This window comes from Paenibacillus sp. J22P15, assembly GCF_056269345.1.
Genome location: NZ_JBWDNT010000018.1, coordinates 1 through 15,614, shown reverse-complemented (window position 1 = coordinate 15,614; position 15,614 = coordinate 1). Strand labels below are relative to the sequence as shown.

The 15,614-nt window shown below is 45.0% G+C and carries 12 protein-coding genes; 9 read left to right on the top strand and 3 right to left on the bottom strand.

What is annotated here, in order from left to right; all coding sequences use genetic code 11:
- Window positions 1-16 precede the first annotated feature (16 nt).
- From AC0YN6_RS24570 to speE, 8 genes are all read left to right on the top strand, one after another.
- Window positions 17-1,135 (top strand): glycoside hydrolase family 88 protein, encoded by a 1,119-nt coding sequence (locus tag AC0YN6_RS24570; RefSeq protein ID WP_475750116.1) that lies wholly within the window; start codon window positions 17-19, stop codon window positions 1,133-1,135.
- A 153-nt stretch (window positions 1,136-1,288) separates the two neighbouring features.
- Window positions 1,289-2,146 (top strand): SMR family transporter, encoded by an 858-nt coding sequence (locus AC0YN6_RS24565; protein ID WP_475750114.1) that lies wholly within the window; start codon window positions 1,289-1,291, stop codon window positions 2,144-2,146.
- Window positions 2,147-2,195: 49 nt separating this feature from the next.
- On the top strand, window positions 2,196-3,710 hold the full coding sequence (locus tag AC0YN6_RS24560) for a CehA/McbA family metallohydrolase (RefSeq protein ID WP_475750113.1): 1,515 nt from the start codon (window positions 2,196-2,198) through the stop codon (window positions 3,708-3,710).
- 169 nt (window positions 3,711-3,879) lie between these two features.
- The gene (locus tag AC0YN6_RS24555; protein WP_475750111.1) at window positions 3,880-6,072 is read left to right on the top strand and encodes an ABC transporter ATP-binding protein; all 2,193 of its coding nucleotides are present in this window, start codon (window positions 3,880-3,882) and stop codon (window positions 6,070-6,072) included.
- Window positions 6,069-6,602, top strand: a complete 534-nt coding sequence (locus AC0YN6_RS24550; RefSeq protein WP_475750110.1) for a DUF1854 domain-containing protein — start codon at window positions 6,069-6,071, stop codon at window positions 6,600-6,602. The genes AC0YN6_RS24555 and AC0YN6_RS24550 overlap by 4 nt, the downstream gene beginning before the upstream one ends.
- Before the next feature lie 159 nt (window positions 6,603-6,761).
- Entirely contained in the window at window positions 6,762-7,724 is a 963-nt protein-coding gene (locus AC0YN6_RS24545) for an alpha/beta fold hydrolase (RefSeq protein ID WP_475750108.1), read from the top strand.
- Window positions 7,725-7,915: 191 nt separating this feature from the next.
- Window positions 7,916-9,184 carry an S-adenosylmethionine decarboxylase related protein gene (locus tag AC0YN6_RS24540; protein ID WP_475750106.1) on the top strand — a complete coding sequence of 423 codons (1,269 nt, stop codon included), beginning with the start codon at window positions 7,916-7,918 and terminating at the stop codon, window positions 9,182-9,184.
- A 17-nt stretch (window positions 9,185-9,201) separates the two neighbouring features.
- Window positions 9,202-10,086, top strand: a complete 885-nt coding sequence (speE, locus tag AC0YN6_RS24535; RefSeq protein WP_475750105.1) for a polyamine aminopropyltransferase — start codon at window positions 9,202-9,204, stop codon at window positions 10,084-10,086.
- A gap of 98 nt (window positions 10,087-10,184) precedes the next feature.
- Here speE and AC0YN6_RS24530 read toward each other — a convergent pair whose 3' ends face one another.
- From AC0YN6_RS24530 to AC0YN6_RS24520, 3 genes are all read right to left on the bottom strand, one after another.
- Entirely contained in the window at window positions 10,185-12,293 is a 2,109-nt protein-coding gene (locus AC0YN6_RS24530; RefSeq protein WP_475750104.1) for a GxGYxYP domain-containing protein, read from the bottom strand.
- A gap of 408 nt (window positions 12,294-12,701) precedes the next feature.
- On the bottom strand, window positions 12,702-13,775 hold the full coding sequence (locus AC0YN6_RS24525) for an LLM class flavin-dependent oxidoreductase (protein ID WP_475750102.1): 1,074 nt from the start codon (window positions 13,773-13,775) through the stop codon (window positions 12,702-12,704).
- 51 nt (window positions 13,776-13,826) lie between these two features.
- A complete protein-coding gene (locus tag AC0YN6_RS24520) occupies window positions 13,827-14,582 on the bottom strand; it encodes a class I SAM-dependent methyltransferase (RefSeq protein ID WP_475750100.1) in 756 nt (251 codons plus the stop codon).
- 96 nt (window positions 14,583-14,678) lie between these two features.
- On the opposite strand from AC0YN6_RS24520, the gene AC0YN6_RS24515 reads away from it, so the two are divergent.
- Entirely contained in the window at window positions 14,679-15,461 is a 783-nt protein-coding gene (locus tag AC0YN6_RS24515) for an arylamine N-acetyltransferase family protein (RefSeq protein ID WP_475750098.1), read from the top strand.
- Window positions 15,462-15,614 lie beyond the last annotated feature (153 nt).

Genomic DNA, 15,614 nt, shown 5'->3' with positions numbered 1-15,614 from the left:
GAGAGGATTGAAAGACATGTGGAAATTAGCTATTGAAGATGCAATGGAGAAGACAAAAAAGAATATCCAACGTTTCGGGAGTCGCTTCCCGCATGTCAGTGTCAATGACAAGTATGAACTAAATGATAATGAAGATTGGACAAATGGGTTCTGGAGCGGAATGCTGTGGTTATGCTACGAGTATTCCGGTGATGAAGCTTACCGTGAGGCTGCTCGCCTCACGGTGCAAAGCTTCAAGAAGCGTATGGAACAGCATATTGTATTAGATCATCATGACATTGGATTTCTATACACCTTATCCTCACAGGCGCAGTGGGTCGTTGAGCGGGATGAGGAAGCGAGAGAGCTGACATTGCAAGCTGCAGATGTGCTCCTGCGCCGCTTTAGAGAGAAGGGGCAATATATCCAAGCTTGGGGATTGCCGGGTGATGCGAATCATGGTGGACGCATGATTATTGATTGCCTCTTGAATCTTCCGCTGCTGTTCTGGGCTTATCAACAGACGAACGACGAGCGTTACCGTGAGGTTGCCATTAAGCAGGCAGATCAAAGCCTTCGCTATCTTGTTCGAGGTGACGCCAGCTCTTACCATACCTTTGTGTTTGATACCGATACGGGTGAAGCACTCGGTGGTGCAACACATCAAGGATACACGAACGGTTCAACTTGGGCCCGCGGTCAAGCATGGGGCGTTTATGGCTTTGCGCTTGCTTATCGATACACAGGTCATAAGCCATATCTGGATACGGCAAAACGATTGGCAGCATACTTTCTTTCCAAGCTGCCAGAGGATCATGTAGCCTACTGGGACTTTGATGTTCCAGTTGAAGAAGGGACGTACCGTGACAGCTCGGCTTCTGCAATTGTAGCCGCCGGCTTGATTGAATTAATAAGTCAACTAGATGAAACGGATCAGGACTACGCTGAATTCGAAGCGAAGCTGAAGCTGTCAATGACCTCGCTCGTTCGTAACTATTCGACAATGGGAGAAGAGGCTGAGGGGTTGTTAAAGCATGGCTCTTACTATGTAAGAGGCAATACTGCAGCGGATGATTTCATGATCTGGGGAGACTATTTTTACCTTGAAGCACTCATGCGTATGGAACAAGGAATAAAAGGTTACTGGTACGAGTAAGTAATGATGTGCGGAGCCCGCTGAACTTGGAAGCCTAAGCGTTGCAGCGAAGCTGCACAGCGCTTAGGCTCCACTGTAGAAGCAGGCTTTCCGCAAGTTTGATATAAAGAAAGGCAGATTCACTGCCCCTACAAGAAACGCGGTGACTCGACGATGACGACTATCGCACTCCTGCTCGTATTAGCATCTGGCTTTACGCATGCAATATGGAATCTATTTGCGAAGCGCAGTATAAACAAAGATGTGTTTTTATGGATGATCAATATTCCGTGCTTTCTTCTGCTTACTCCGTACCTGATTGACTGGTTTATCAACAATACACTTCCAGTGAAAGCGTACGGCCTTATACTGCTTTCTATTTTGCTGCAGAGCGGGTATTTTGTACTGCTGTCCAAAGCTTATCAGTTCGGTGATATTTCGCAGGTTTATCCGATTATGCGCGGGACAGGCGCACTTCTTGTTCCGATCCTAAGCGTACTTATGTACAACGAATCGCTTTCTCTTTTTGGATGGGCAGGTTTAATGATTATTATCTACGGCATGATCCGCATCGGAGGCTTTAAGCTGAGCCCGGCATTACTGCAGGACAAGATGTATATGAAAGGTCTTATTTGCGCTCTCGGGGTTGGCTTATGCATAACAGGTTATACCTTAACCGACAAAATCATACTCGAATACATGCCGCCGCTCGCATTGCTGGCGCTGTGCAACATCGGCTATATGTTTGTGTTAACACTTCCCGCCCTGCGCTCGAAAGCGTTGAAGACGGAGTGGAAGATTAACAAGGTGCCGCTTATTGTCGGTTCCATCTTGTCACCGGGCTCTTATTTGCTATTTTTATTAGCTATGAATCTAGGCCCGTTGTCACATCTGTCTCCGATCCGTGAGATCGGCACTGTCTTCGGCACGATACTCGGTATATTCATCTTGAAGGAACAGCAAGGCAGAATGCGGATCGTCATGTCGATTGCGATTACGGCTGGCATTATTATTATTGGAACTCTTGGATAGATACAGAACTGTAGTACGAATAAACGTGGAATATGGAAGGTGATCAACGATGAATAAAGGACAAATTTCCGAAAAGCTGGAGAAAAATAATAGCTACTTTCCGATTAAGGTTGAAGAGGAGTACGATTGGTTCGCAATTCGTTTTTCTTATGAGAAGGAGAACTCGTGGGGACGACTGCACCTATTTGATTCGGAGAGCAACATTCGTATCTGCTTTCTCGATGGCGGAAACGAGCGGCTAATTGTCGTTCATAGGCAGGTGGAATTAACGAGTCCAATAGCGATGGCGGGGCCAATTGTTCAAGGCACGTGGATGCTTGAAGTATCGAACGAAGAGGGCAGAATGTTCGAAGCAGAGTGGGAGTTTGGCTGCGGCGCTTTACCTGCGGAATATGAATCTACACAACTGCAGGGTGAGCGTGAGTATTGGAGTACCGGCAATCGGACTGCTGACGTCACGATGGACAACTATGACTGGGCGAAGGTCTGGAAGACAGGCAGCCGCTATTACAAAGGCGATTTCCATACGCATACCGTATTGTCTGATGGCAAGATGACGCAGCTTATGAACCGTGAGCAGGCGGTGAAGCAGGGTCTTGATTTCTTTGTAGCGACAGATCACAACGTACTGTCTACATCGTGGGCTAAAGGAGATGCGCTTGTCATTCCAGGCGTGGAAGTAACGGCTAACGATGGACACTGGAATGCGCTTGGTCTTCGGAAATGGATCGATTGGAGAGCAACCGCACCAGACGGAGGCTTGACGACGCAGCAGGGAATGGACCGACTAATGAAGGAAGCAGCGGAGCTCGGAGCGGTTTGTTCTATCAACCATCCGATGCTGACACCTTGGGCATGGCTATATGGGGAAACGCAGCTTAAGGGAGTGCAATCCATGGAAATATGGAATGACCCAACCTATGCTCCGAATCCTGCAGCTACCGAGAAGGCTTTGCTGCTATGGACGGCAAGCTGGAATGAAGGCTATCGCATTACCGGTATTGGTGGATCTGACTCTCACATGCTGCCAACAGAAAGATATGAGAATTGCCCTATTCCTTCTCTAATTGGAGATCCTGCCACGTATGTCTGGTGTGATGATCTAAGTCCAGATGCTGTATTAGATGGCGTGCGGAATGGACATGTGTATGTATCTCGCGGCCCAGTCATTGAGTCATCCATTCAGGTTGGGAATGAAGCTTACCGCTTCGGCTGCGATCTGTCTGCAGCGTTTGGGCAGGAGCAAGGTGAAGCAGCTTCTCATGTAGTAGCTTGCTCATTAAGTGTAACCCATGATGTGAACACTCAAGTAACGCTAATTCGCAACGGCATTGTTGAATCGGTAATGGTGACTTCTGCGACGGCTGCGGGGGAAACCCCAGAGCTGCTGGAATGGGAAATTCCTTGGGAAGAGAATGCGTATAATTGGTACCGCTTTGACATTCGCGATGAAGCGGGATTGCTGCTCGCCTTTACGAATCCGTTCTATTATGGTTCTAAGAAGCCGCAGATCACCACGTATAATGAGCTCTTGGCAAGTGCAAATCTAACACAAGAGAGCTAATCTAAACTCATCGGACACCACATCGGTGTCCTTTTTTTGTATAGATAAATCACCATTTTATAGTAATTAAGACGGATAAAAGGTAACAAATAGCTATAGTTATTTTACCATCTTTACCAGTGTATATATATGTGAGTAAATAGGTTAGTAAAGAGAAGGGAGGAAGAATATGTCTATAATGAATAAACTCCCTAAGGTCATTGAAGAGCAGCTTATAGAGAAATCACTATTTCACGCTGTTTCTGATTTAATGAAAGATGGCCAATTTGGGGAACAATGGCTTGTGTTGACGGAGAAGGAAGTTTCGGTTTGGGGTGCAGACGGAGTACAGATCTCTAAGCTTGCTATTTCGGAGATTACAGAAGCGAGGGCTGCGGGTGGAGTAGGCGGCGGCTCGTTGCTTGCAGATACGAAGAAGGGTCCAGTTATACTTATTCGGTATACAGCGTCACTCACTTCGATATTTGGTTTCGCCTCCAAATTAATTACTGCAGTTGCTAAAGGGGAAGAGCGTCCAACGGCTTCGGAGAAAGAATTTCCAAGGCATTGTCCAAAGTGCCGCAATCCGCTGCCAGAGGATTCGCAAGCTTGCCCGGTATGTAAAAGTAATGGCAAGGTACTGTTTCGGATGTTAAGTTATGCGAAGCCGTATAAACTACAGATGGCTGCAGCAGCAATTATGCTAATTATTACAACGTTGGTTGAACTCATTCCACCTTTTTTGACCAAAATGATTGTTGATAACGTGCTGACACCAAAGAATACGGGTTCCACACTGTTATGGATTGTCATCGGTCTGGCAGCTACCTCGTTAACGGTCACACTTATGCAAACGGTGCGGGGCATTATTGGGGTATGGATCGGGTCCAAATTAATGGGAGACCTTCGCCACGATGTGTATAATGCTTTGATGCGGTTGTCATTGTCCTTCTTCGATCGGAGACAGTCCTCGCAGTTTATCGGACGGGTGAACAATGATTCGGAGGCGATGCGGCAATTTATGACCGATGGTGTCATTTGGGTGTCGGGTGAATCGCTGCGGGTCATTGCGATCTTCATTATTATGTTCAGTTTTGATTGGAAATTAACGCTTCTCGCAATGCTGCCTATGCCGTTAATGATAGTATTGTCCACCGTATTGTGGCCGATGATCGGCAGACGTTGGTATCAGCAGTGGAGGTCTATTTTCAGATTAAATGCGTTAGTTGGCGATTCCCTGCAAGGTATTCGTGTCGTCAAAGCATTTGGTCAAGAAACGACGGAAATGTCACGTTATACGACAGCTAACAAGGAATTAGTTCGGAATAATATTCGAATTGAAGGACTATGGCAGGGTATGTTTCCGATGTTTGCGTTAGTGGCAGGCGCGGGTACTTTATTAATTTGGTATTTTGGCGGTAAAACAGTACTTAATGGCAATCTGTCGATCGGTACGCTGATCGCTCTCATTACGTATTTGGGTATGCTCCTTGGACCTTTGCAGTGGGTGAGCCAAATGATCAACTGGGCCACTCATGCGCTTTCCGCAGCGGATCGGGTATTTGAAATTATGGATACACCATCCGATGTACCTGATACTTCAAATCCAACCCAGATCGGCCGAGTTAAAGGTGAGGTTGAATTTAAGCGGGTTACTTATGGATATGAAAAACATCATCCGGTGCTCAAAAACGTAGACTTGAAGGTAGGCGCGGGAGAGATGATCGGACTCGTCGGACATTCAGGTGCCGGGAAGTCGACGTTCATTAATATGATTTGCCGATTCTACGATAGTGATGAGGGAACCATTACGATCGATGGTACGGATATCCGCAATATTAGTCAGATTGATCTGCGTAAGCAAATCGGCGTTGTACTGCAGGAGACGTTCCTATTCGACGGGACAATTGCAGAGAATATTGCTTACTCTAAGCCGGACGCTACAGAGCTAGAAATTATGCGCGCCGCCAAAATCGCTAATGCTCATGATTTCATCGTGCAATTACCCGATGGCTACGATACAAGGGTAGGCGAACGCGGTCACAAGCTGTCTGGCGGTGAGAAGCAGCGAGTATCCATTGCAAGGGCGATTATTCACGATCCGCGCATTCTAATTCTGGATGAAGCGACAGCTTCGGTGGATACGGTGACAGAGCGGCAAATTCAAGAGGCGATTTCACGTCTGGTCAAAGGCAGGACGACGTTCGCAATAGCTCATCGCTTATCGACTTTGCGAAATGCAGACCGACTTGTCGTACTGGATCGCGGAAAGATCGTTGAAGTAGGTACTCATGAGGAGCTGCTTGCGACGGAAGGGGCTTACTTCAAGCTTGTTGAGGCGCAGAAGGAAATGTCTAAGATCAAGGGGGTAGAAAATGCATGATTGATTCAAACGACATCAGTGTTGAAGTTAACACGAAGGACCCTTTTGAGATTAATATTCTTGAACCCAGCGTTGTCTCTTTTACCCGTAGCCAAGGCGGTGTGTTTCAAGGCGTGGTAGAAGGCAAAGTGTTTGAAGAAATTACTCTTTTTCGTATATTTCCCTTTCAATACACAACCCAGTATATTTCCGTTCGTAATTCGAAGGGTGAAGAAATCGGCGTCGTGCGTGACATTGAACAGCTGGATGAAGAAAGCCGAGTGGAAATGGACAAAGAGCTGCAGCTTCGATATTTCCTGCCGCTTGTGACCCGTATTGATTCCATTAAACAGAAAGCCGACTTATGGATTTGGGAGCTGCAAACGAATTTGGGCCCGACCCGAATTGTCATGCGAAACCTTCATGAGCATATGCAATACCCGAGTGCGAACCGGATTATTGTTACGGATATCAATGGAAAACGTTGTGAAGTCCGCGATTGGCAAGCTTTAGACGGTCATAGTCGGGGCCAGTTGAAGGACGTATTATAAGGTAACCCCTATAGTGCTGCCCCTCTTTTTTAAAATAAAAGAGAGGGCGGCATTTTTGTATGAACTTATTAAAATTATATCATTGGAAGGAATGTGCTTTAATGAGCCGAATTGTAAGAATCATATAAACCTATTATAAAAGAGAGGAATGATTGTAAAATGCCATTAGTAGACATGCCGCTTGAGAAGTTGAAAGAGTACCAGGGAGTTAACCCTCGCCCCGCTGATTTTGATGCGTACTGGGATCGTGCAATCTCAGAGATGCGTGCTGTAGATCCGCAAATCAAGCTCGTTCCAAGCTCGTTCCAGACACCGAACGCAGAATGCTTTGATCTCTACTTTACCGGCGTTCGCGGAGCTCGGATCCATGCGAAGTATGTTCGGCCAAAGCATGTGACTGAGCCGCATCCAGCGGTCGTGTTATTTCATGGCTACACGGGTAATGCAGGTGATTGGAACGATAAGCTGGGGTATGCTTCATTAGGATTTTCCGTTCTTGCTATGGATTGCCGCGGTCAAGGCGGAGAGTCAGAAGACTCTGGCAGCGTGAAGGGAAATACACATCAAGGTCATATTGTTCGGGGATTGGATGATCATCCGGACAATCTGCTGTTCCGTCATATTTTTCTAGACACAGCACAATTGGCGGGCATTGCGCTTGAATTGCCTGAGGTTGACCCAGATCGCGTTTATGCGGCGGGCGGCTCGCAGGGCGGAGCGCTTACAATTGCTTGTGCGGCGCTTGAGCCAAGAGTGAAGAAGCTTGCACCCGTGTTCCCGTTCCTTTGCGATTATAAGCGGACTTGGGAAATGGATTTGGCTAAGGATGCTTATCAGGAGCTTCGCACCTTCTTCCGTTATTTCGATCCGCTGCATGAGCGTGAGGACGAAATCTTTGAGAAGCTTGGTTATATCGATCTTCAATTCCTTGCCAACCGGGTTCGCGGCGAAGTATTATTGTTTGTTGGTCTAATGGATACCATTTGTCCGCCTTCTACACAATTCGCAGCATATAACAAAATAACTGCACCTAAGCAGTTAGTTATATACCCAGACTTTGGGCATGAACATTTGCCAGGTTCAACAGATCGGACTATTCAATTTTTCTTAACGGAAAATTAAAGATTTAAATCATAATAAAATCGTGAGAGCCAGACCACTTTTCAAGAGGTTATGGCTCTTTTTGTGCTGGTTGAGAGTTTTTTATGGACAATCCTCAATCTGAAACTAACTCTAGTAAAAAAATAGATTCTAGCAATAGGTAATAGCTTAGTTCGGAGTCTACCAATTATGAATACCTTGTTTTAAAGGAGATGAGGGGCTTGAACAATGGAAAAGTAAATCTCAGTATTCTTGGCAGTGGCGGAGGAGTAGCTAAATCAATTTTAGCAATACTAGACAAATCGTATCAAAATACGGATGATCCTATTCATTCGTTTATTAGCAGTTGTAATCTTCATTTAGTTGATCAGACACAAAAGGAAATAAAGTATTACGAGCAATTCATTCCACATTTAAGTTCTGCGGTTACGTTACATCAGTTTAAATTGAATGATTTGAAAAAGTTTCGTCAGCATTTAATCAATACAAAGACAACGGTCGTCATTGACGTTTCTTGGGCTGACACAGTCGAAATGCTTCATTGCTGTAATGAATTGGGTGTTCAGTATATTAACACCGCATTGGAAAATACGATGGTAGATGAGGAGGAGGACCTCGAAGGATTTACGTTAATTGAACGCTATCGCATTTTTGAAGAAAATAGAGAGCGTTTCACAAATATGAAGGCGATCATCGGTTCAGGAATGAATCCAGGCGTCGTGCAATGGATGGTATTTGACATGCTAAAACAAACGCCGGACGAAAAACCGCTGGGCTGCTATATCGTCGAGCATGACAATACATTTTATAGTGATCCATCGCTAGGTCAGCAAAAAACAGTGTATACGACATGGTCTCCTGAATGTTTCTTGGACGAGGCCATATTAAATTATCCTATGTTTATGAAACAGCATATGCCTCTCTTTTTTTACAATGCTGTTTATGAGTTGGAGTTTAAAGTGTCACTCGGAAACAAACAGTTTTACGGGTGTTTGATGCCGCATGAAGAGGTTGTTACGCTGGGAAAAGCTTTTGATATGGAAGTAGGTTTTATTTATCGGGTGAATGACCATACGACTGATTTAATCCATGCGAATCTTAATAATATCGATGATCTTTGGGATTGGAATCACAAGGTTTTGGACCCAATGGACGCTGAACTGGATGGCGACGATTTGGTAGGTGTGCTTCTCGTTTATAAAGACAAGGAAAGATTTATGTATAACACCATGAACAACAAATCCATATTTTCTGAATACAAAACAAATGCCACTTATTTTCAAGTAGCCTGCGGAATTTATGGGGCCTTATCCGCGCTGCTGCTTGATAACATTCCAACCGGCATTTATTTTGTTGACGAACTGCTGCTCCAAACCGATACCGATTATGGCAAATACCTTTCATATTATATGAAAGACTTTGTAACGGGTGAAAATAACACTTCTGATGGGCTTTTGCTCGATAGAATGAAAAAATATTGATTCGGTGGGGCGATAAAATGACAGGCAAAAAGTACTCATTAACAGGTTATTATAAAGAAACCAATGAGGAGTTATGGTTATTGGACGACCTTCCAGAGCTTGACATGGAAGTTGGATATAAAGTAGAAGCGCTTCTCCACTACGAACGTTCACCTTTTCAGGAGATTAGTATTATTGAAACAAAAGGTTTTGGACGCATGCTGATTCTTGATGGAACTCCCCAAGTGACCGAAAAAGATGGATTTATTTATAACGAAATGATTACGCATATTGCAATGACCACTCATCATGAACCCAAAAAGGTAGCGATGATTGGAGGCGGTGATTGCGGTCCAGCCCGCGAAGCGCTAAAGTATGACAGTGTGCAGCAGATCGATGTCGTGGAAATTGATCAGAGAGTAATAGAAGTATGTAGAGCTTGGATGACAAAACAGGCTAGTGATAAGCGGGAAGAGCTTATAAGCACAGTAATTAAGGATGGGTACAAGTGGATTCAAGGGCAAAAAAACAAGTACGATGTACTTCTAGTGGATCGATCTGATCCCTATGGGCCGGCAACCAGTCTATATAAGCAGCAATTTTATAAATATGTTTACGATAGTTTGACAGCTGACGGTATCGTTGTGTTCCAGTCAGGATCCCCCTATTATAATTCGAATATTATGAAAAACACGATTAGCAGCTTGAAGAAGCTATTTCCAATCGTACGAACGTATTTATGTTCCATTCCATCGTTCCCTGGGGGGATATGGAGCTTTACGATTGCTTCGAAAAAATGGGATCCTCTAGAGGGCGACTTGAATCGTTTGCAGGGACAGGAAACAAAATATATATCCCCTGAACTATTCCGAGCTTCTTTTGTCATACCGAATTATATAAAAAAAGTGTTGGATGAGAAGTGAAAGCTCAGCCTCGTTCTATTTAAAGCCAAGCTGAAACAGCGCGCACCGATTGAATATCGGTACGCGCTGGCAGCATGGCTTATTTCTTTTCAAACAGATTAATCATCGTTGTCATCGTCATTATCATCGTCATCGTTCTCATCCTGCTGCGGTTTGGATGGAAGATCGTTAGCTTTGCGGATAAGCGAGAAGTAATGATCTGCTCGCACAACTTGATATTCCGGTCCAAGCGTCTCTGACATCGCTACAACATCTGTCGGAGTCATGCTCCAAGCGAGCAAGCCGAGGGATACGAACAGCGGTGATTTGCCATCCCAGTTCGCTTTCGCTTCTGCCAAAATTCTGCTTCCGTCTTGCGGTGTGCTTATGCCCTGAATTGTCGATACAGGAAGGGTGCCGTTTACGATTTCGACGCCAAAGCGGTCTTCCCAGCTAAGGAAGAGTCCCTTCGCCTTGTAGTTCTTCTCATAAGCGGCTGCTTTCGACGCACTGAGCGGCACATTCTGGCTGTCGACACGGTTCAGCACGTACGGAACGGTCATTCCTGTTTTCTTCATATACTTATAAGACTGCTTCAAGAAATCGGAGAATGTAGCTTCTGGCCAAGCCTCTGGATAGAAGTAACCTGATCCGGACGGGCCAGCAATGATAAGGTCATTTTCCGTCGCTGTTTTCTGGAAATAATTTAGAATAGCTGGAGCACCGTCATAAAGCAAAGGACTGGAAGTCCAGTTGATCGGCACCTTGCCGCGAGCAGGGTCATCCCATAGTATACGCAGTCTATGCTGATTGTATTGGAAATTGTCGCCTTCACTTACGGTATAAGTAACGTAAATTTTATTTTCAAGCTTAGGTGCCTTAGGTGCTTTTGCTTTAATCGGCTTTGCCTTTGTACCAGAGAAGACCGTCAAGTTGCTGAACCAGTCTGCCGCAAGGACGTAGACGCTATGGTTGGATGTAATTTCAACCGAGCTGAATTCACCCTCAACGTCATTACTAAACCAACCTAGGTAAGGAGTGCCCGGCTTAACGTCTGACAAAATCTTCTCGAAAAGCACCTTCTGTTCCGGCACGTTTGAGTCAAGCCAGAACACCATCGCTTTGTTAGCAACTGCATAATCACGAAGATAGCCGTAAGGCTCCTTCTGATTCGAAGATGGAGGTTGAACGTTGCCAGCAGTAACCTTGTATTGGTTCCACATTAAGACGGAGGCAGTTAGCTGCTTTGTGCCAGCCGGCGGCGTGAACTTGTAGGTGAAGTATCGGCCGTTATCTGCGAACCGGTGTCCACCTTGACCTGTCGATACTTGGGAGCTTTGAGGGTCATACAGGAACGCTTCCTCAGCAGGTGTGCCTGGAATGAACTGCGCGATCGTCTGCCCATCAGCCTTTATGGTTACCTCGTGAACCGCCGGTCCCCAGCCGTCTTGAGTAAAGGCATCGTCGAAGCGGAGGTATACGGACTCTTTGCCCAGAAAGCTGGTTAGATCGAGCTCGTATGTATCTTTGTTTTTGCCGTCACGCTCTTGTGTCGTCTCTTCCGCAATCGTCTTGAACGATTCAGGGAGACCCGGAGGGATTTTAACGGAAGTGTCAGGGCTTAATCCGACGACCATCCGACGAGTTGTTTTATCCCACAAATTATTATATTGCCAAGTATAAGCATCCAGACGATCCTTGAATTTGCCCTGCAGATCATCGAGCACCTTCAGGTTAAATGGAGCCGCCGTCAACTGAGCAGCGAGAGCGGGGCTTGCGACAACAGCGTCTTTGAGCCCTGCGAGCGTAGTCGCTACGTTGATAGAATCAGCGAGCTTCGGATCGTAAACGATGATACCTTTAACTTCTTTTTTATATTTTTTGACGATATCCCAGTAATCTTTCTGCAAGTCGTAGGGAACCTTCAGATCATTTAGCCAGGTCATTTTTCCTTCTTCTTGGTTTTCCAACAGATAGATCCGCGGCTCTTCGCGATTAACGATACCCTGCAATGTTGCGAATAGCAGCTTGATGTCTCCCGGTGCATCATAAATGTCAGCGACATCCAGCTTTTTTGGGGTTGCAAATGTTGGCAGGGATTGCTTTTCTGGCCATTTAATCGAGCCTTTGCCCGGTTTGGAGTCCGAAGAAGCAGAAGTAGTAGCTCCGAGTGTTAAAGAGAGAGTACATATTACAGCTAGACATGTGACAGTAAGCTTTCGAATCACGGACGTGCACCTCGTCTCATCTTAATTTAGCGGAACCATCGTCATAGCGCCTTTACTCAATCCCTCCTTTACAGGCAAATTTGCTAATGTATAACAGATAGCACCTATATAACATATTAAATATATTTATATTCATTTCAATCGTTTCGACAAAACTTCTGATAGAAGACAACTGGAGAACTAAAGGTGAATAGAGCAAAAGAGATGGGTTATAGTTCTTTTTGCATGGGAAAATATATGAATTGTTTTATTTTAATAGTATATATTTAATATGTATTATTGTTTATAGATAAGAATTTGGCGTGCGGGGTACAGGATTATCCTCTTACTGTAAACTCGCTAAATAGCAAAAAAAAGTGTGCAGGCCCTCTCTGGCCAGCACACTTTCTTTGATCAAACCGGTGTCACTTATTGCGATGCTTCGTTGCGTGCAAGCTCTTTGCGTACGATAGGCGCTACCTTTGTGCCAAGCAGCTCAATGGCACGCATGACCTCACGATGCGGCATCGTACCGACATTTACATGCAGGAAGAACCTTGTAATACCTAGGTTTTTACGCAGCAACAGGATTTTTTCGGCGACATATTCAGGATCACCAACATAGAGTGCACCTCGCAAGCTGCGTGCAGCATCATAGGCTGCGCGGTTGTAATGCTGTCTCCAGCCCCGTTCTTGCCCAATGACATTCATTTGCGCTTGTGTGGATGGAAAAAACAAATCTGCAGCTTGCTCGGTTGTATCACCAACAAATCCATGTGAATGTGTAGCGATAGCCAGCTTGTTAGGATCATGACCTGCTTTTGCAGCAGCCTCTTTGTAAAGGGCAACAAGCGGAGCAAAGCTTTCAGGCATTCCGCCAATGATGGCGAATGCGATAGGTAGGCCGAGCATACCTGCACGAATGGCCGACTCTGGATTCCCGCCGCTTGCGATCCACACGGGAAGTGGGCTTTGGACAGGACGAGGGTAGACCGGAAGGTTATGGATAGCGGGACGATGACCGCCGCGCCAATTCACCTTCTCTGAGGCTTGGATGGCGAGCAGCAGCTCCAGCTTTTCGTCGAACAATTCATCATAATCCTCTAGGTTATACCCAAATAGCGGGAAGGATTCGATGAATGAGCCGCGGCCAGCCATAATTTCGGCACGACCGTTAGAGATGCCATCGAGTGTAGAGAAGGCTTGAAAGACACGAACCGGGTCATCGGAAGACAGCACGGTAACGGCGCTAGTGAGTCTTATATTCTTGGTCATGGCTGCCGCTGCTGCGAGTACTACAGCGGGTGTAGAGGCTGCATAATCGGCTCGATGATGCTCCCCAATTCCATACACATCAAGACCTACTTGATCAGCAAGTACGATCTCTTCAACCGCATTGCGCAGACGTTCGGCATGGCTGATGACCGCTCCTGTCACCGGGTCCGGTGTCGCCTCCAAAAAGGTACTAATTCCTATTTCCATAGTTGTTGCCAAATCGGCCATAATGATACCCCTCCTTTATTTATTATAGTGTACTCAATATTTGTATCCAAACTAAACTTTACCTACATAGCTGCGCGTCAAATTAGGCATGACAAGCAAGTTGTTGCTGCTATATTTGTCATATAGCTCGGTTAATGATTGAATAAACGGCTCATAATGATCGTTTGTCGGTTTCGGAGCATAAGAGGCTGACAAATTACGTCCAACGAAATGATTCAAATCAAATGTGATATAGTTTTCAAATACGTTGTATTCATATTGACCATTCCGGAAAAATTGTTGATAGATATGAGGAGTTTCCTCGATACCGCCGCTGAACCCTTTAAATTTTGGGCAATACTTTCTACATACTTCAGCATTTTCTATTACAAACTCACTCGTTGAGTCCCTGCTATTCCACACTAATACAACGTTTGCGTCAGGCTTCAATATTCTTTGGCATTCCAACTGAAACTCCAACTTGTCGAACCAATGAAAGGCTTGGGCTACGGTAATGAGATCAATACTTGCAGGTGGGAGCGAGGTATGCTCAGCGGCACCATTTAATGAAGTGAACAATGGATAATGATTTAATTCTGCTTCAGCAGTCAATCTCATATCATCATTAGGCTCGATTGCAATAACTTTCAAGTGACGATCAAGCAGATGCCGAGTGAGTATTCCTGTACCGGAGCCTATATCTGCAACGGTATGATTCGATGATAAGCTGTTGTGTGTAATGAGATAATCGATATATTGTGCGGGATAATTCGAACGATATTCAGAGTAAATGGCCGCTTTGCCGGTAAAGAAATCTTTTGTACCCAAAATGAAAACCTCCCTATGCTCTATTATTTACGATATTATAAAAGGAAGCTATGATGATATTATAAATCATTCTACTAGCAGCAAGGGGCGGGGTTAATGAAAGACAACCGTATTCATTTAAAACCTGAAGTACAGTCCTACCTTGAACGAATAGGGTACATTGGTTCAATTGACAATAGTGCAGCTACACTTACTGGACTTCAAAATTGTCATGTTCGTTCCGTACCCTATGAAAATTTGGATATTGTGAACGGTGTACCGCTGTCTCTAGAGATTTCTGACTTATTTGATAAAATTGTAACCAGACGTCGGGGCGGTTATTGCTTTGAGCTGAATGCCTTATTCGGTTGGTTGTTAATGGAGCTTGGCTTTTCAGTTACAAATTATTTTGCTAGATTTTGGCGTGATGAAATCCATACACCTCCGAAACGCAGACACCATATTTTGCAGGTAGAGGCAGAAGGGAAGCTGTATTTGTGCGATGTGGGAGTAGGAGGTATTGCCCCCCGAAGTCCAATCCTAATGATTGAAAATGTCGTGCATGAGCAAATGGATGAAGCTTACCAGCTGGAACGAGATTCTTATTTCGGGTGGGTACTGCTTGAGAGGAAGAAGGGGGAATGGAGCCGCCTCTATACCTTTACTGAGGAACCGCAATTGCCCCAAGATTTCTTAATGACTTCCTATTGGTGTGAAAATGCTCCCGATTCGATATTCACTCAAACGGTGATGGTCGCCATCCGGACAAGTGAAGGTAGAAATACGATAGCTGGTGAAGAGTTTCGTATATTTACAGCAGAGGGAGTTCAGTCATTTACACCTGACACGAAACAACAATATGCTGAAGCATTACGCACCCATTTTGGCCTTGTAATATAACGTTAAAATCATTATTTCGTAGTATGAGAATCCACAACCGAAGTGAACTGCACCCCAATTGTTAGACACCATCTAACATTGGAGGTGCATTTTTTTTATGACTAAGTTTAATACAGATGAAAAATTACATGCAGTTATACGTTACCAAAGTGG